Below are 15927 nucleotides of genomic sequence, written 5' to 3'. Positions count from 1 at the left end.
GGTGTCTCCAGCCCGACCACCCTGCTTCTCCCCAGGCGGGGCGAGTCCCCGCCGAGACCGGCCATGAACGGGGGATGCACGACCCCCTGTCCGGCCGAACGGCGGGTCTGTGACACTGATCTCGTGAACGACCTCACGTTTCAGCTCCCCCCATCGTCTCCAGAACGATGAACACGAAGCAGCCATTCGAGAAGGTCGTCGCGTCGCACGCCACGACGGTGTTGCGCGTCTGCCGGGCAGTCCTCGACGTGAGCGAGGCCGACGACGCCTGGTCGGAGACGTTCCTGGCGGCCCTTCGCGCCTACCCCGACCTGCCGGCCGACGCCAACGTGCAGGCGTGGCTGGTGACCATCGCCCACCGCAAGTCGATCGACATCGTCCGCGCACGAAGTCGGGCGGCGATTCCTCTGGCCGACCTGCCCGACCGGGTGTCGACGCTCGGGGTCCCCGGGGCTGGTGATGGCGGCGATCTCATCGATGCCCTGGCCCGCCTCCCCGACAAGCAGAGACGGGCCGTCGCCTATCACCACCTCGGTGGTCTTCCCTATCTCGAAGTCGCCCAACTCCTCGGTGGCACCCCCGAGGCTGCGCGCCGAGCAGCCGCCGACGGCATCAAATCCCTGCGAACCTCCCTCGCCGACACGACCTCGAAAGGGGCGCTCTGATGGCACCCGACGACCTCTTCACCCTTCCCGCACCCTCGTCCGATCTTCTCGATCGTCTCCACCGCAGTCTCGAAGACGCAGCCGTCGCCGAGGGCATCCTCGATGTCGCCTACACGACGACCGACACGCCCGTGGGCTCTCTGCTCCTCGCGGCGACCGAGCGAGGCGTGGTCCGCATCGCCTACGACGTCGAAGACCATGAGCGCGTGCTCGAGTCGTTGTCGACTCGACTCAGCAGTCGAATCCTGAAGTCACCCCGTCGACTCGATGGCCTGCGGCGCGAGCTCGACGAATACTTCGCGGGTACCCGACGCGCGTTCGACCTCGACCTCGACCTCTCGCTGTCGAAGGGCTTCCGTCAGCTCGTCCAGCAGCACCTGCCCGACATCGCCTACGGCCACACCGAGAGCTACAAGCTGCTGGCCGAGTTCGTCGGCAACCCCAAAGCGGTCCGCGCGGTCGGCACGGCGTGCGCGACCAACCCTCTGCCGATTGTCGTCCCGTGCCACCGCGTCCTCCGAAGCGACGGCACGCTCGGCGGCTACGTGGGTGGGCTCGCGGCCAAGACCGCCCTGCTCGAGCTCGAGTCAGCGCATGCGTGAGGCATGGGCACCGAATGAGCGACAGCAACCCCGCGTAACGTCGCCCGCATGCCGCTGAGCTTTCGCCCCACCGCACTCGTGTTCGACGTCCTCGGAACGGTGGTGGACGAAGACGGCACGGTGATCCGCGCCAGCGCGGCACTTCTCGCCGGATCGACCGCCCGCACGCCCATCGCGACGAGCAGGGCCGAAGCCGAAGCATTCGCTCAGGAGTGGATGGCCCGCCACTCCGCCGACCTGCAGGCCGTCGTCGCGGGCGACCGCCCGTGGCTGAGCGGCGACGCCCTCCGCCGGGAGGCCCTCGAATCGACGCTGACGATGCATCCCGAGGTCCGCCCCACGCCCGAAGGGCTCGACGAGGCCGCGAACGTCGGCTACCGTCTCGACCCCTGGCCCGACTCGGTCGCGGCCATCAACAGGTTGGCCGACGTGTACACGGTGATCGCGCTGACCAACGGCGGCACCGAGCAGACCGAAGCCATGTCGGAGCGCGCCGGCATCAACTGGACCCACGTGCTCACCGGCGACGACGCCCGCCAGTTCAAGCCGCATCCCGCGATGTACCGGCTCCCCCTCGACGAATACCGCCTTGACCCCGAGGTCACGCTCTTCGTCGCGGCCCACCCGTGGGATCTCGACGCCGCAGCCGAGGCCGGCTACCGCACCGCACTCGTCCTGCGTCCCGAGGTCGAAGCACCCGCCGACGCCTACGACCTGCAGGTGGCCGATCTGGGGGCCCTCGCCGACGCCCTCCTCTGACCAGGCCCGCCCGCCCGGTCCCTCCACGAGGAGGTCCTCCTCTGCGCGCCGACTCCGGCCGTCAGCGCAAACGCGTGTCGCTTCGCGAGGAACTCCTGACTTCGTCTGAGGAGATCGCCCCGCAAAGTAACAACAACCGAGGAACTGGGCACCGCAGGTGCACCCAGCCGAGGAAGTCCTCCATCGAGTTCCTCGGCAAGCGACACCGGAGGCCGGCCCCACGACGACCGCCCACCCGTCGGCGGGGGCCCGCCCATCAGCATCCACCCGCTGATACCCCCTGAGGGTATCCTGGCAAACGGGGGATGCACGGGGTCGGGCCCGCCGTGCACGTGTAACGTCGATACCCCCGGAGGGTATTGGAGAGCATCATGCACGGCTACGTGGACCACAAAGACGACCTGCTGAAACGGCTGCGCCGGGCCGAAGGGCAGGTGCGGGGGATCCAGCGCATGGTCGAGGACGACACCTACTGCATCGACATCCTCACCCAGGTCTCGGCTGCGACGAAGGCCCTCGAGACCGTCGCCCTCGCCCTCCTCGACGACCACCTCAGCCACTGCGTCGCCGAGGCCACCGCGCAGGGCGGTCCCGTCGCCGAGGAGAAGATCCGCGAAGCCTCCGCCGCGATCGCCCGCCTCGTCCGCTCCTGACCGGGGCCGACCCAGCGCCCCGGCGCCTACCCAGCGACCAGGGGTCGACCCAGCTACGCCGGGCCGACCCAGATACCCGAGGCCGACCCAGCGACCGGGGCGCCGACCCAGCGACACACACATCGCCCGACTGACCGGGGGCCCACCGGCCTCCCCACCGTCTCACCGAAAGGCACGACCATGACCGACGACACCACCAGCATCAGCACCAGCACCAGCGCCACCACCACCCCCAGCACCACCCCCAGCACCACCGCCGCCACCCAGGACTTCCTCGTCGAGGGCATGACCTGCGCTCACTGCGTCGCGAGCGTCACCGAAGAAGTCTCCGAAATCCCCGGCGCCCTGGCCGTCGACGTCGACCTGCAGGTCGGGGGGCGTTCCCGGGTCGCCGTCACCAGCGACGGGCCGCTCGACGTCGAAGCCGTCCGCGAAGCCGTCACGGAAGCGGGCTACACGCTGGTCGAGGTCTGACGATGCAGCCCGACGCCGACGGTCTCACCCCGACCACGCCGATCGCCCCGACCACGCCGATCGCCCCGACCACGCCGATCGCCCCGACCACCCCGCTCGCGAGCATCACCCTCGAGATCGGCGGCATGACCTGCGCGTCCTGCGCCAATCGGATCGAGCGCAAGCTCAACAAACTCGACGGAGTGACCGCCGAGGTCAACTACGCGACCGAGAAGGCTCGGGTCCGCACCGCGTCCGTCGAGGCCGACCGGCTCATCGCCGCGGTCGAGGCCGCCGGGTACACGGCGAAGCTGCCCCCGCTCCCGGCCTCACCGGCGCCCCTTCCCGGCTCCGAGAACGCAGGCGCACAGGAACCAGGCGCACACGGGCCAGGCGCGCGCAAGGCAGGCGCGCACGACGCAGACCCCGCCACCCGCGACCTCCGCCACCGCCTCCTCGTCTCCGCCGCGCTCGCCCTGCCCGTCGTCGTGCTCTCGATGGTGCCGCTCTTCCAGTTCCCGAACTGGCAGTGGCTGGCCCTCAGCCTCGCAGCCCCCGTCGCCGTCTGGGGAGCCTGGCCCTTCCACCGCGCCGCCGCCCTCAACGCCCGCCACGGCGGCACGACGATGGACACCCTCGTCAGCGTCGGCATCATCGCTGCCTTCGGCTGGTCGCTCTACGCCCTGTTCGTCGGCGGCGCCGGCGAGACCGGCATGCACATGACGTTTCAATTCCTGGCCACGAGCGCCGGGGCGACGAACACTGGCACAGCGGGTGCCGGGGCGACGAGCGCCGCCAGCCACCCCGCCGCCGAGATCTACCTCGAGGTCGCCTCGGCCGTCACGGTGTTCCTGCTCGCAGGCCGGTACATCGAGGCGCGGGCGAAACGCGAGTCCGGCGCAGCACTGCGCGCTCTGCTCGAGCTGGGGGCCAAGGACGCGCGTGTCCTCCGAGCAGGCGTCGAGGCGAGCATCCCCGTCTCCGCCCTCGCCGTCGGCGACCGCATAGTCGTACGCCCCGGCGAGAAGATCGCCACCGACGGCCTGGTCGTCGAGGGGTCCAGCGCGGTCGACGCGAGTCTCCTGACAGGCGAATCGATCCCGGTCGAGGTCGGCCCCGGCGACCGGGTCGTCGGAGCCACCGTCAACGTCGGCGGACGGCTCGTTATCGAGGCAACGCGGGTCGGGTCCGAGACGGAACTCGCGCGCCTGGGCCGCCTCGTCGAAAACGCGCAGACCGGCAAGGCCGACGTCCAGCGCCTGGCCGACCGCGTCTCCGGCGTCTTCGTCCCGATCGTGTTCGGCCTGGCGGTCGTGGCCTTCGTCGGCTGGCTCGTCGTCGGCGGCAGCCTCGAGTCCGCGTTCACTGCGGGCGTCGCGACGCTCATCATCGCCTGCCCGTGCGCGCTCGGCCTCGCCACCCCGACGGCCCTGCTCGTCGGCACCGGTCGCGGCTCGCAGCTCGGCATCCTGATCGCCGGGCCGCAGGTGCTCGAGCGGACACGCGCCGTCGACACGATCGTCCTCGACAAGACCGGCACGCTCACCTCGGGGGCCATGGCGGTCGTCGCTGTGCACGTCGTCGCGCCGGGCGTCACGGAGCGGGGGATGCTCGAGCTCGCCGCCGCCGTCGAAAGCGGCTCCGAGCATCCCCTCGCCTCGGCCGTCGTCGCCCATGCCCAAGAGCTGGCCGGCGCCGCGCTGCTCGCAGCAGACCTGCCCGGCGCCGCCCTGCCCGCCGCCGCCCTCGTCGACTTCGCCAGCACCCCGGGCCAGGGGGTGACCGCGACGATCGACGGCCATACCGTCGTCGTCGGACGCCTCGACTGGCTCGCCACGGAGTGGTCGATCGAGGTGCCGGGGGATGCCCGGTCCCTCGCCGCCGCCCACGAAACCGCCGGCGCCACCGTCGTCGGGGTCGCCGCGGGCGGAGTCCTCCTCGGGCTCCTCGCCGTCGGCGACACTCTCAAGCCGAGCACTCCAGCGGCGATCCGTCGTTTTCGCGAGCTCGGCCTGACTCCCGTGCTGCTCACGGGCGACAACTCCGGGGCCGCCGCGCACGTCGCCGCCGAGGTGGGCATCGCCGGCGACGCCGTTCACGCGGGGCAGACGCCCGAAGGCAAGCTCGAGGTGATCCGATCGCTGCAAGCCGCGGGGCACGTCGTGGCGATGGTCGGCGACGGCGTGAACGACGCCGCGGCCCTTGCCGCCGCCGATCTCGGCATCGCGCTCGGCACGGGCACGGACGCCGCCATCGCCGCCAGCGACATCACGGTCGTCTCCGGCGACCTGCTGGTCGTCGTCGACGCGATCCGCCTGGCTCGCTCCACTCTCGGCACGATCAAGGGCAACCTCTTCTGGGCCTTCGCCTACAACGTCGCGGCGCTCCCGATCGCGATGCTCGGGCTGCTCGACCCGCTGCTCGCGGGAGCGGCGATGGCGTTCTCGTCGGTCTTCGTGGTGACGAACTCGCTGCGACTGCGGCGCTTCCGCCGGGCGTAGGTCTTGCGAGCGCACGGTGCGCGTGATCCAGTGCGCACACCGGCGCGGGCTACCGGCGCGCGACCGGCGCGCCACTGGCTCGAGACGGTGCGCCGCCCGCCGCTCAGCCCGCCGGCACCGCCAGCGCGAGCGGCGGAGTGGCCCGTGTGATGTCGCAGGAGTCGGCCGGTGCCGCCCGGGTCCAGGACGGCGTGAACGCCTGGGCCGCCACGGTCTGTCCGGCCGCGTCCAGCGCAGTGACGTCGATCTCCCTGGCATAGCCGCCGAGGTCGTAGCTCCAGATCGCCCCGGTCGCGTCGGTGAGCACGGGAATCGAACCCGACGCCGAGGTCGGAGTCGGGGACGCCGAAGGGGCATCCGGGGTGGGCGAAAGCGTCGGAGTCGCTGAGGGAGAGGGGGAGCATCCCGCGTCCGTGCAGATCCGGACCAGGGCGACCCGAGCCGTGGCTCCCGAGAGCTCGACCTGCACGGTGGCGATCCGCGCGACACCGGGGCAGCCGTTCGCCGTCTCCGGAGTCGTGGCGGCGAACACGACGATGAGCGCGATCAACCCCAGCGTGAGCAGCCCCGCCGCGACGGCGGCCACCCGGGTCGTGATGCTCCCCATGGCCCGATCTTCACACCGGCGGGCCGTCCGCGTCCAGCAGGACCGCGCTCAGGCCACGCGCCCCGCCGACCGCACCTGCGCACGGAACCGCCCGGGAGCAACCGCCCGCGCGCGACTGAACGCCCGATTGAACGCGTAGACCGAGGTGTAGCCGACGGAGGCGGCGATCGCCTCGAGTGGGTCGTCGCCGTCGCGGAGCCGGACCGCCGCGAGATCCATTCGCAGCCGGGTGAGATAGGCGCCCGGGCTCTCGCCGAGTCGGGCCGCGAATCGTCTCGCGAGGGTGGCTCGCGACACGGCGAGTTCGGCCGCGAGCAGCTCGGTGGTCCAGGGCCGCTCGGGCGAGGAGTGGAGCCGGGTCAGGGCGACGCTGAGCAGCGGATCGCCGAGGACGCCGAGGATGGTGCCCTCGGCCTCGGACGGCCGGGTCGCCAGCCAGGCCCGCAGGAGTTGCACGAGGAGGACGTCGACGAGGCTGTTCAGTACGACCTCGGTGCCGATCTGGGGCGAGGCCAGTTCGCGCGCGAGGAGGCGGACCGTGTCGCCCAGGCAGCTTCCGCCGTTGTCGCCTCGGATGTGGACGACCTCGGGGAGGAGCGCGAGGATCTGCGAGTCGACCAGGGGATCGTGGCGGTATCCGGCGCCGAGGATGTGGGTCTGGACGGCTCCCGTCCCGAAACGGAGCAGGCCGCCCGTCACGCGCGCGTGCTCGGCCGCTCCGGCGTCGCAGGAGGCCGCGGCGCTGCCGGCGTCACTGGTGAGGCTGTGCGGCGACCCGCTGGGAAGCAGGACGACGTCGCCCGGCATCATCAGGATCGGCTCGCGATCGGCCAGGCCGAGCCAGGCGGTGCCCGAGGTGACGGCGTAGAACGCCGAGCCGCGTACGTCCTCCCAGCGCACACCCCACGAGTCGGCGGCCTCGATCCGGGCGCCGAGGGTGCCGCTGACGCCGGACAGCGTGAGCACGTTCGAGAGGAGATCCATCCACGGAGTCTACCGATCGGCTCAGGTACCGCGAGGGAGTGAGCGGAACGGACACAGATGTGACTCTTTCGAGCATCGACACGTGCATCCCTCGATTTCTAGGCTCGAGGAGCGGGTCGGACGTCCGGTCCGCGGCTCGACCCTCGCACGACCGACTCAGAAAGACACCACCCATGAAGATCGAAGGATCCATCGCCCTCGTCACCGGCTCGAACCGCGGCATCGGCCGCCGGTTCGCCGAAGCGCTGCTCGCCCGCGGCGCGGCGAAGGTCTACGCCACGGCTCGCACCCCCGAGAAGATCGACATCCCCGGCGTCGAGACCCTGCAGCTCGACATCACCGACCCGGCCTCGGTCGAAGCCGCCGCTGCGGTCGCGACCGACGTCACGCTGCTGATCAACAACGCCGGCATCTCGACGCCGACCAACTTCCTCACCGGGAGCCTCGCCGACATCCGCCGCGAGATGGACACGCACTTCTACGGCACCCTCGACGTGGTCCGGGCCTTCGCGCCCATCCTCGGGGCGAACGGCGGTGGAGCGATCGTGAACGTCCTGTCGGCGCTGTCCTGGTTCTCGTACAACGGGTCGAACGCGTACGGCGCGGCCAAGTCGGCCGAGTGGAGCCTCACGAACGGCATCCGGCTCGAGCTCGAGTCGCAGGGCACCCTGGTCACGGGCCTGCACCTCGGCGCCGCCGACACCGACATCATGGCCGCCCACGAGTACGAGGGGGATCTCATCGATCCGGCCGAGGTCGCTCGTCTCGCCCTCGACGGGGTCGAGAACGACGCGTTCGAGGTCGTGGCCGACGACTGGAGCGCGATGGTCAAGGCGTCGCTGGCAGGGGAGCCGGGCGCGTTCTACCGGAGCATCGGGATGCTCGGGCAGGAGTCCGAGGCGGCTGCCACCCGCTGAGAACCGCGGCCCGGGCATCCCGCGATCAGGGCCCTGGACAGGCCGTGATCGCACGTCGTCCGTGCCCCCTCAATTGGGCTGATTTTTCGATTGTCAAGTAGTTCGTTCGTAGAGTAACTTTGCGGACAACCACCTTGATGATGAAACGAATGGGGGCGGTACGCGATGCAGGGTTACGTGCTCTTCAGAGATGCCGACGGTCAGGTCCACCGTCTGACCGAGAACGCGGCCTCGCGCGCTCGCCTGGTCCGGGAGCTGACCGAGTCGGTTCCCGCCCTGATGACGATCGTCGGGATCGTGCTCGGGCCGGAGGTCAATCGCGCCCTCCGCATCGTGCCCGAGTCGCCCCTCGTCGAGCGGCCCGTCATCGACCGGCCCCCCGTCGACCGGCCCCTCGCCGACCGGATGGCGGACGACGCACTGGGCGACGAGGTCCTGACCGGCTGATCACGGTTCGAGCAGCCGCCAGAGCAGGTGTTCGAGCATGTGCTGGTCGTCTTTCGGCAGCCGGTCGATCCACGGCCGAAGGGCCTCGGTGACCTCGCCGTAGACCCGGGTCGCCAGCTCCTGTCCGCTCGGGGTGAGCGCCACGTCGACGGCGCGTTTGTCGTCGGCGTTGGGCGCTCGTTCGACGAGGCCGCGCTGCTCGGCGCGGTCGACGAGCCCGGAGAGACTCGACTTCTCGAGCCCGAGCAGGTCGGCGAGCGTCGACATGCGGAGGCGTTCGCGGTCGCGCAGAATGCCGAAGACCCGCAGCTGCGTGAGCGAGAGATCGTTCTCAGCACCGATGCGGCTCAGCGATGCGGTGATCACGAAGGAGGTCTGGGCCAGTCCGTCGACCAGGTTGTCGGTGCTCATGGGATCAGTCTAGTTGTAATGGTTGGTGTTACGAACTACAGTGATTCGTATCACCAACCATTTACCTCGGGAGTCCTCATGCACGCCGCACTCGTCACCTCGTTCGATTCCGCCCCTCGCGACCAGGTCGTCGACGAGCCCGTCGCCGTCCGCGACACCGAGATGGTCGTCGACGTCCTTGCTGCGGGCCTGCACCCGCGGGTCCGGTCGCAGGCCGACGGCTCGCACTACACCAGCACCGACGAGCTGCCGTTGATCCCGGGCATCGACGGCGTCGGCCGGGGGAGCGACGGGCGGCTGCGCTACTTCCTGCTGCCCGACACGACGAGGGGATCGATGGCCGAGCGCGCCCTCATCGACACGAGGCGGAGCATCCCCCTCGCCGAAGGCACCGACCCGGTCGCGGTGGCCGCCGCGATGAACCCGGCCATGTCGTCGTGGGTGGCGCTCCGGCAGCGGATCTCGTTCGAGGCCGGTCAGAGCGTGCTGATCCTCGGCGCGACCGGCAGCGCCGGGCGCATGGCGATCGGTGTGGCGAGGATGCTCGGGGCGAGTCGCATCGTGGCCGCCGGTCGCGACGCGGCACGGCTCGCCGAGCTTCCCGCGCTGGGGGCCACCGAAACGGTCTCCCTCGCCGGCCCGGCCGCCGAGGTCGGGGCTCGGCTCGCTGCCGCGGCGGCCGACGTCGACGTCGTGCTCGACGTGTTCTGGGGCGAGCCCACGGCGGCCGCGATGGCCGCGATCGTCTCGGGCCGCACCGACCCCGGCCGGCCGCTCGCCTGGATCGAGATCGGGTCGCTCGCCGGGCCGACCGCGAGCATCCCCTCAGCCGCTTTGCGCGCAGCGCGCCTGCAGATCGTCGGCAGCGGTCAGGGCTCGGTGACGGCCCGCGAGATCCTGGCCGAGCTGCCGGCGCTCGCCGAGGCGATCACCGCGGGAGAGTTCGACGTGACGACCCGCACCGTGCCGCTGGCCGACGTGGAGCAGGCGTGGCTGGCGGCCGGGGATTCGTCGCGTGTCGTCATCGTCCCCTGACGTGAGCGCTCTCACTGGGTGAGACGGGCGCAAGCGAACCGGTCGGTTCGGCTGCTTCACTCCGGGAGTGCTCGCGAACGACGCGGGCCGGATCGAGGAGGATCCCATGAGTGATCAGAAGACCCAGAAGACCGTCGTCGTCACCGGAGCCGCGCGCGGCATCGGCGAGGGCATCGCCCAGCGTCTGGGAAAGGACGGCCACCACGTCGTCGTCGCCGATCTCGGCATCCAGGAGGAGGCTCTCCACGAGACGGTGAAGTCCATCACCGACGCCGGCGGCACGGCCACGGCGGTCATCGCCGACGTGACCGACCCCGACTCCGTCACCAACCTCGTGCAGACCGCCGCCAAGGTCGGCGACGGGCTGGACGCCTTCGTCGCCAACGCGGGGATCGCCCAGGTCGAGGCCCTGCTCGACTACAAGCTGGAGGACTTCAACAAGATCCTCAACGTGAACGTCGGCGGGCTCTTCCTGTCGTACCAGGCGGCGGCGAAACAGTTCATCGCGCAGGGCACGAAGGGCAAGATCATCGGCGCCGCGTCGATCGTGGCGTTCCGCCCGTTCGCCTACCTCGGCCCGTATTCGGCCACGAAGTGGGCGGTCCGCGGCCTGACGCAGGCCGCGGCGATGGAGTGGGCCGAATACGGCATCACCGTCAACGCCTACGGCCCCGGCATCGTCGGCACCGCGATGTGGGATCTCATCGACGAGAAGCTCGCGGCGCGCAACGGTCAGCAGAAGGGCGAGGCGCTCGCGGAGAACGCCAAGAGCATCCTCCTCGGGCGCGTGTCGGTGCCGAACGACGTGGCCCAGCTCGTCTCGTTCCTGGCGTCGCCCGACTCCGACTACATCACGGGGCAGACGATCCTCGTCGACGGCGGGATCCAGTTCTCCTGACCCGGCGGTGAGCGGACGGGGTCAGCGGGTGACGAGGGTCCCGTCCGCACCGACGACCCGGACGTCGACTCCGACACCGGCGAATTCGGCGACGACGTCGTCTCCGGCCGTCGCGTCGGTCACGAGCATCCAGCCGGCCGGCAACGAGGCTCGGGCGTGGAACAGCTCCCGCCCGAGCTTCGTGGCGTCGGCCAGCACGTAGACCGCCGCCGCCTGCCGGCACATCAGCTCTTTCAGTCGCGTCTGCTGCAGATCGGCCTCACAGATCTCGCCCGAGCCGCGCGTCGTGACGCCGTCGGCGCCGAGGAACACGCTGTCGAACGTCATCCGTTCGAGAGCCGCCTCGGTGAGGGGGCCGACGAAGCCGCTGGAGGCCTGACGGAGGGTGCCGCCGAGGCACTCGACGTGGAGCTGGTCGCTCTCGGCGAGCTCTTCGACGACGGCGATCGAGGTCGTGGCGACGGTGAGCGAGATGCCGCTGCGGATCTCGCGAGCGAGGGCGGCCACCGACGAACCGGCGTCCAGCAGCACGGTCTCGCCGTCCGCGATGAGTGTGCGCGCGTAGTGGGCCATGGCGGCCTTCGCCTCGGAGTGCTCCAGGTTCCGCTGCCGGAACGACGACTCGCCCGCCTGGGCGCCGATCGCCATGGCGCCGCCGTATGTACGGGCGATCTTGCCGTCGGCCGTGAGGATCGCGAGGTCGCGTCGGATGGTGGAGGCCGTGACCTCGAAGCGCGCCGAGAGCTCGTCGACACTCGTCAGGCCCGAGGTGTGGGCCAGCTCGACGATGTCGAGGCGCCGGGCCGACGCGCTCGAGATCATGCGGCGACCGGGCTCGGCGACATCTCGACGGCCTGACGCAGCGCCTCGATCATGCTGCCGACGGCGACGACGCCCTTCCCGGCGATGTCGAACGCGGTGCCGTGGTCGACCGAAGTGCGGATGACGGGCAGCCCGACGGTGATGTTGACGCCGGCTTCGATCCCGAGGACCTTGACGGGGCCGTGCCCCTGGTCGTGATACATGGCCACGATGAGATCGTAGTCACCCCGACCGCCGAGGAAGAAGGCGGTGTCGGCGGGCAGCGGGCCGGCCACGCGCATCCCCTCGGCCTGGAGGATCTCGATCGCGGGCGTGATCTTCTCGGCCTCCTCGCCGTACCCGAACAGGCCGTTCTCGCCGGCGTGCGGGTTGATCGCGCAGACACCGATGATCGGGTCCTCGACGCCCGCGCGTCGGAGGGCCTCCCACCCGCGGCGGACCGTGCGCTCGACGAGGCCCGGCTCGATCTTGGCGATCGCGTCGATCAGGCCGATGTGGGTCGTGACGTGAATCACCTTGATCTTCGGGGTGGACAGCATCATCGACACCTCGCCGACGCCCATGAAGTGCGCCAGCAGTTCGGTGTGGCCCGGGAACACGTGTCCGGCCTCGTGCAGCGCCGCCTTGTTCAGCGGAGCCGTGCAGATGCCCTGAACCTTCCCGGCCATGCCGAGTTCGCAGGCGATGCGGATGTAGTGGAACGCGGCGTTGCCGGCCTCGGCCGAGACCTTTCCCCAGGGCAGATCGGGCGAGAGCAGATGCGGGTCGATCACGTTGATGCGACCGGGCGTGAACACCGCCTCCTCGACCTCGTCGATCTCGACCACGTCGGCCTCGACGCCCAGCGCGGCCGCTCCGAGGCGGAGCCGGTAGGCGTCCCCGATCACGATCGGGCGGGCGTCGCGGTAGGCGGCCTCGTCGAGAAGTGCTCCGACGGTCACCTCCGGGCCGACTCCGGCGCCGTCGCCCATCGTGACGGCGATGAACGGCCGGGTGTCGAACGCGGTATCGGCCGACGTGTCGGACGACGCGGTGTCGACCGACGCGGTGTCGACCGACGCGGTGTCGACCGACGCGGTGTCGACCGACGTCTGGGCGGCGGGCTGGGCGGGGGTGTCGAGAGTGTCCACGGGATCTCCTGAGGGGTGGGGGAGCGACGGATGCGAGGCGCGCGGTTCGCGCAGGGCGGTGAGGGCGTCGCGCAGGGCGACGAGAACGGCGGGGCTGCCGAAGCTGCCGGGCTTGGTGGCGACGAGACGGCCGTCGGGGGTGGTCGACACGACGGCGCCGTGTTCCACCTGGCCGAGGGGTCGGAGCGTGTCGACGCCGAGGAGGTCGAGGACGCAGCGCGCCGTCTCGCCCCCGGTCAGGACGAGATCGAGCGGGGGATGCCCGGCGACCGTCTCGGCGACGATCCGAGCCAGGCGGTGCACGGAGACGTGGGCATCCACCCGCTCGTCGCTCACCAGGGCCAGGGCGACCCCGAGTCGGCCATCACGGTCGGGGGCGCAGGTGCTTTCCAGTGCGGCCGACAGATCGGCGAGCACGTCGTCGTCGGTCGTGTCGGCTCGGCCGGGGTCGAAGGTGACGACGGGCGTGCCGGAGGCGCGGAGCGCGTCGAGCTGGGCGGCCACCCGGTGGGAACCGGAGCCCACCACGATCAGGGCGGGGCGGGGACCGGAGTCGGTGAGGTCGGAGGGAGTGATGGCGGCGGAGGCCGGCCGAGGGGCCGGTGCGACGTGGGCGGCGACCGCGGCGGCGAGCGCCGCGCTGCCGACGAGGGCGATCCGTCCACCAGCGGCAGGAGATCCTTCGGCAGTCCCTGTCGAGGTGCCTGCAGCGATAGGAAGGACGAGGCCGATGGTGGCCGCGGCGACGAGGGCGAGGTCGGCGTCGGTCTCGCCGTCGGCCACGATGACGTCGGACTCGACGAGCGCCTTCGCCAGGGCAGCCGACAGCTGGGAGGACCGGAGGGTGGGGAGCGGGAGATGGCCGGCGTCGCGGATGCCGAGGGCTTCGCTTACCGTGGCGGGTGCGGGCCGCGCCTCGAGGTGCCAGTGGGGGGAGTCGGCCAGGGGTGCGCAGTCGGCGGTGGGCCGGCCGTGGACGACGGTGCGGCCGAGGGCCGGGAGGGCTCCGGCGACCACGAGGCGGTAGCCGGCGCGCCTCAGGGCGTCGATCTCGGTCGGGAGGTTGCCGCGCCACAGGGAGTCGATCTTCTTGACGAGGAGGCGGTCGCCGGTCAGGGCGTGGATCGCTCGGTGGACGGCGTCGAACGCCTGCTGCGGCGGGACGGCCCGGGAGTCCGTGTCGATGACGCGGACGGTCTCGCCGGGCACGTCGACAGGGGAGTGGTTCGTACGGTCGTCGTCACCGTTCGCAAGCCGCACGACGACGGCGTGGCCGTGCAGTCGGAACTGCTCGGCGGCCTCGGCGGCGCCGGAGAGGTCGTCTGCGATGACGGTGATCATGCGGCCATCCTGACACGACTGCGCGTTTCGCGCCAGAGCCATTGCGCGAAACACGCAGCCGTGCCACAGTGGTCGACGGACCCGACGCCGGGCCCCCGACTCACCACTCGAGAGGTCAACGATGACCGTTCCCTTCGCCGATCGTCAGCTGTCGCGCCGCGACCTGCTGCGCTGGGGCGCTGCCGCAGGCGCTTTCGTCAGCGTCGCCACGCTCGCCACCGCCTGCGCCGGCCCCACCGGGCTCCCCGGCCCCGGCACCCTCACCCTCGCGCTGAACCGCTCGCTGGTCAGCCTCGACAACAAGCTGAACCAGTTCGACGCCGCAGTCACCGTGCAGCGCGCGGTGCGTCAGGCCCTGACCGAGATCGGGCCGAACATCACTCCGCGACTTGTCCTCGCCGACCGGTTCGAGCTGACCGCCCCGACGGAGTGGACCGTGCACCTCCGCGAGGGCATCCGGTACTCCGACGGGACCCCGGTCACCGTCGAGGACGTCTCCACGGCGCTCCGCATGTACTCGCAGGTGCAGGGCGGCTTCGTGTCGAGCTTCTTCCCGGAGTTCCCCACCGTCCGCAAGATCGACGACCGCACCTTCACCCTCGACACGCAGAAGCCGCTTCCGGTGCTGGACGCGTTGATGGCCAACATCCTGATCACGCCCGCCGCCGCGAACAAACCCGCCGAACTCCAGACGGGCGTCGGCAGCGGCCCCTACGTGGTCACGAAGTTCAACCGCGGAGCCGGCACCTACAGCCTCCGACGCAACGAGAACTACTGGGGCACGCCCGCCGGGGTCGAACGCGTCGAGGTCCAGTTCCTCTCCGAGGAGTCGAGTCGCGTCATCGCCCTCCGCAGCGGGCAGGTCGATGTGATCGACAGCATCACCCCCGACTCGGCGACCCAGTTGAGCGGGCTCCCCGGCATCACCATCGACCACGCCTCGGCGCTGCGGATGAACCAGATCTTCTTCAACTTCCGCCAGCCGGCCGGTCACCCCCTCGCCGACCCGCGCGTCCGACAGGCCCTGACGATGGCGGTCGACGGTGACTCGCTCGTGCACGACGTCCTCGTGAACAGCGTCGTGCAGGCCGACAGCGTCGTCCCGCCGAGCATGAAGGGCTACGTCAAGACGGGCGAGTACGTCTACGACCCCGACCAGGCGCGCTCGCAGCTCAAGGCCCTGGGCGCCGAGAACCTGACGATGCGCATCATCTGGGAGACGGGCGAGTTCGCCGGCGACGCCTCGATCATGGAGGCGCTCGCCGAGATGTTCGGCAAGGTCGGCGTCAAGACGACGCTGCTGCAGTTCGAGCCCGGTGGCGACATCGCGACATGGCGCCAGGGCAAGGGCGGCGAGTGGGATCTCCTCGGCAACGGCTTCGGCGGACCCACCGGCCAGGCGATCAACATGCTCCAGGGCATGTACGCCGGCACCGCCGAGAAGGAGAGCACTCGCGACACCTACCAGGGCTACGTGCAGCCCGCCGTGGCCGCTCTCATCGCCCAGGCCTCCAGCGAACCCGATCCGGTCGCCCGCCAGGCGTACCTGACCCAGGCCCAGCAGGCGGCGTGGAACACCTGGCCCTGCGCCTGGCAGTTCGTGCCGAAGTCGATCCTCGCCCGCCGCACCCGGGTCGAAGGCCTCCGGCTCGACGACTCGAACTCCTATCCCCTCGCCGCCGTCCACCTGGAGAGCTGACTC

General features: G+C 70.9%; 16 protein-coding genes. 11 read left to right on the top strand and 5 right to left on the bottom strand.

The features are described from left to right. Positions 1-167 precede the first annotated feature (167 nt). The 6 genes from ABEA39_RS16435 (at position 168) to ABEA39_RS16410 (ending at position 5633) form a co-directional block, all read left to right on the top strand. Positions 168-665, top strand: a complete 498-nt coding sequence (locus tag ABEA39_RS16435; RefSeq protein WP_345377038.1) for an RNA polymerase sigma factor — start codon at positions 168-170, stop codon at positions 663-665. Then, positions 665-1267, top strand: a complete 603-nt coding sequence (locus ABEA39_RS16430; RefSeq protein WP_345377037.1) for a methylated-DNA--[protein]-cysteine S-methyltransferase — start codon at positions 665-667, stop codon at positions 1265-1267. Before ABEA39_RS16435 ends, ABEA39_RS16430 begins: the two co-directional genes overlap by 1 nt. Before the next feature lie 48 nt (positions 1268-1315). Then, on the top strand, positions 1316-2026 hold the full coding sequence (locus ABEA39_RS16425; protein WP_345377036.1) for a haloacid dehalogenase type II: 711 nt from the start codon (positions 1316-1318) through the stop codon (positions 2024-2026). Between the two features lie 371 nt (positions 2027-2397). After that, a complete protein-coding gene (locus tag ABEA39_RS16420) occupies positions 2398-2679 on the top strand; it encodes a metal-sensitive transcriptional regulator (protein ID WP_345377035.1) in 282 nt (93 codons plus the stop codon). Between the two features lie 180 nt (positions 2680-2859). Next, the gene (locus ABEA39_RS16415; protein ID WP_425556987.1) at positions 2860-3153 is read left to right on the top strand and encodes a heavy-metal-associated domain-containing protein; all 294 of its coding nucleotides are present in this window, start codon (positions 2860-2862) and stop codon (positions 3151-3153) included. A gap of 2 nt (positions 3154-3155) precedes the next feature. Beyond that, complete coding sequence (locus ABEA39_RS16410) at positions 3156-5633, top strand: heavy metal translocating P-type ATPase (RefSeq protein WP_345377034.1); 2478 nt, start codon at positions 3156-3158, stop codon at positions 5631-5633. A gap of 103 nt (positions 5634-5736) precedes the next feature. On the opposite strand, the gene ABEA39_RS16405 is transcribed toward ABEA39_RS16410, so the two are convergent. Then, on the bottom strand, positions 5737-6240 hold the full coding sequence (locus ABEA39_RS16405; RefSeq protein WP_345377033.1) for a hypothetical protein: 504 nt from the start codon (positions 6238-6240) through the stop codon (positions 5737-5739). Positions 6241-6288: 48 nt separating this feature from the next. After that, complete coding sequence (locus ABEA39_RS16400) at positions 6289-7224, bottom strand: AraC family transcriptional regulator (RefSeq protein WP_345377032.1); 936 nt, start codon at positions 7222-7224, stop codon at positions 6289-6291. 173 nt (positions 7225-7397) lie between these two features. Between ABEA39_RS16400 and ABEA39_RS16395 the strand changes: the two genes are divergently transcribed. Both ABEA39_RS16395 and ABEA39_RS16390 read left to right on the top strand, forming a co-directional pair. Continuing rightward, positions 7398-8141: an SDR family oxidoreductase gene (locus ABEA39_RS16395; RefSeq protein WP_345377031.1), complete on the top strand. Its 744-nt coding sequence runs from the start codon at positions 7398-7400 to the stop codon at positions 8139-8141. Positions 8142-8318: 177 nt separating this feature from the next. Next, positions 8319-8588: a hypothetical protein gene (locus ABEA39_RS16390; RefSeq protein WP_345377030.1), complete on the top strand. Its 270-nt coding sequence runs from the start codon at positions 8319-8321 to the stop codon at positions 8586-8588. Here ABEA39_RS16390 and ABEA39_RS16385 read toward each other — a convergent pair whose 3' ends face one another. Then, positions 8589-8999 carry a MarR family winged helix-turn-helix transcriptional regulator gene (locus ABEA39_RS16385; protein WP_345377029.1) on the bottom strand — a complete coding sequence of 137 codons (411 nt, stop codon included), beginning with the start codon at positions 8997-8999 and terminating at the stop codon, positions 8589-8591. Between the two features lie 78 nt (positions 9000-9077). Between ABEA39_RS16385 and ABEA39_RS16380 the strand changes: the two genes are divergently transcribed. Both ABEA39_RS16380 and ABEA39_RS16375 read left to right on the top strand, forming a co-directional pair. Beyond that, positions 9078-10034 carry a zinc-binding alcohol dehydrogenase family protein gene (locus tag ABEA39_RS16380; protein WP_345377028.1) on the top strand — a complete coding sequence of 319 codons (957 nt, stop codon included), beginning with the start codon at positions 9078-9080 and terminating at the stop codon, positions 10032-10034. A 106-nt stretch (positions 10035-10140) separates the two neighbouring features. Further along, the gene (locus tag ABEA39_RS16375) at positions 10141-10932 is read left to right on the top strand and encodes an SDR family oxidoreductase (RefSeq protein ID WP_345377027.1); all 792 of its coding nucleotides are present in this window, start codon (positions 10141-10143) and stop codon (positions 10930-10932) included. A 21-nt stretch (positions 10933-10953) separates the two neighbouring features. Here ABEA39_RS16375 and ABEA39_RS16370 read toward each other — a convergent pair whose 3' ends face one another. Beyond that, positions 10954-11754, bottom strand: coding sequence for a DeoR/GlpR family DNA-binding transcription regulator (locus ABEA39_RS16370; RefSeq protein WP_345377026.1), 801 nt, complete (start codon positions 11752-11754; stop codon positions 10954-10956). Further along, positions 11751-14225, bottom strand: a complete 2475-nt coding sequence (gene pdxA, locus ABEA39_RS16365; RefSeq protein ID WP_345377025.1) for a 4-hydroxythreonine-4-phosphate dehydrogenase PdxA — start codon at positions 14223-14225, stop codon at positions 11751-11753. Before pdxA ends, ABEA39_RS16370 begins: the two co-directional genes overlap by 4 nt. A 121-nt stretch (positions 14226-14346) precedes the next feature. Between pdxA and ABEA39_RS16360 the strand changes: the two genes are divergently transcribed. Next, positions 14347-15924, top strand: a complete 1578-nt coding sequence (locus tag ABEA39_RS16360; RefSeq protein ID WP_345377024.1) for an ABC transporter substrate-binding protein — start codon at positions 14347-14349, stop codon at positions 15922-15924. Positions 15925-15927: the final 3 nt, after the last annotated feature.

This window comes from Frondihabitans cladoniiphilus (assembly GCF_039544345.1).
Classification (GTDB): Bacteria; Actinomycetota; Actinomycetes; order Actinomycetales; family Microbacteriaceae; genus Frondihabitans; species Frondihabitans cladoniiphilus.
Note: the sequence above shows the minus strand (reverse complement) of the source record. Positions and strands in the feature narration are given on the sequence as shown.

Coding starts and splice junctions, on each gene's coding strand:
- ABEA39_RS16380 (WP_345377028.1), top strand. CDS start 9,078: ATGCACGCCGCACTCGTCACCTCGTTCGATTCCGCCCCTCGCGACCAG.
- ABEA39_RS16375 (WP_345377027.1), top strand. CDS start 10,141: ATGAGTGATCAGAAGACCCAGAAGACCGTCGTCGTCACCGGAGCCGCG.
- ABEA39_RS16435 (WP_345377038.1), top strand. CDS start 168: ATGAACACGAAGCAGCCATTCGAGAAGGTCGTCGCGTCGCACGCCACG.
- ABEA39_RS16385 (WP_345377029.1), bottom strand. CDS start 8,999: ATGAGCACCGACAACCTGGTCGACGGACTGGCCCAGACCTCCTTCGTG.
- ABEA39_RS16360 (WP_345377024.1), top strand. CDS start 14,347: ATGACCGTTCCCTTCGCCGATCGTCAGCTGTCGCGCCGCGACCTGCTG.
- ABEA39_RS16430 (WP_345377037.1), top strand. CDS start 665: ATGGCACCCGACGACCTCTTCACCCTTCCCGCACCCTCGTCCGATCTT.
- ABEA39_RS16420 (WP_345377035.1), top strand. CDS start 2,398: ATGCACGGCTACGTGGACCACAAAGACGACCTGCTGAAACGGCTGCGC.
- ABEA39_RS16410 (WP_345377034.1), top strand. CDS start 3,156: ATGCAGCCCGACGCCGACGGTCTCACCCCGACCACGCCGATCGCCCCG.
- ABEA39_RS16405 (WP_345377033.1), bottom strand. CDS start 6,240: ATGGGGAGCATCACGACCCGGGTGGCCGCCGTCGCGGCGGGGCTGCTC.
- ABEA39_RS16400 (WP_345377032.1), bottom strand. CDS start 7,224: ATGGATCTCCTCTCGAACGTGCTCACGCTGTCCGGCGTCAGCGGCACC.
- ABEA39_RS16395 (WP_345377031.1), top strand. CDS start 7,398: ATGAAGATCGAAGGATCCATCGCCCTCGTCACCGGCTCGAACCGCGGC.
- ABEA39_RS16370 (WP_345377026.1), bottom strand. CDS start 11,754: ATGATCTCGAGCGCGTCGGCCCGGCGCCTCGACATCGTCGAGCTGGCC.
- ABEA39_RS16425 (WP_345377036.1), top strand. CDS start 1,316: ATGCCGCTGAGCTTTCGCCCCACCGCACTCGTGTTCGACGTCCTCGGA.
- ABEA39_RS16415 (WP_425556987.1), top strand. CDS start 2,860: ATGACCGACGACACCACCAGCATCAGCACCAGCACCAGCGCCACCACC.
- pdxA (WP_345377025.1), bottom strand. CDS start 14,225: ATGATCACCGTCATCGCAGACGACCTCTCCGGCGCCGCCGAGGCCGCC.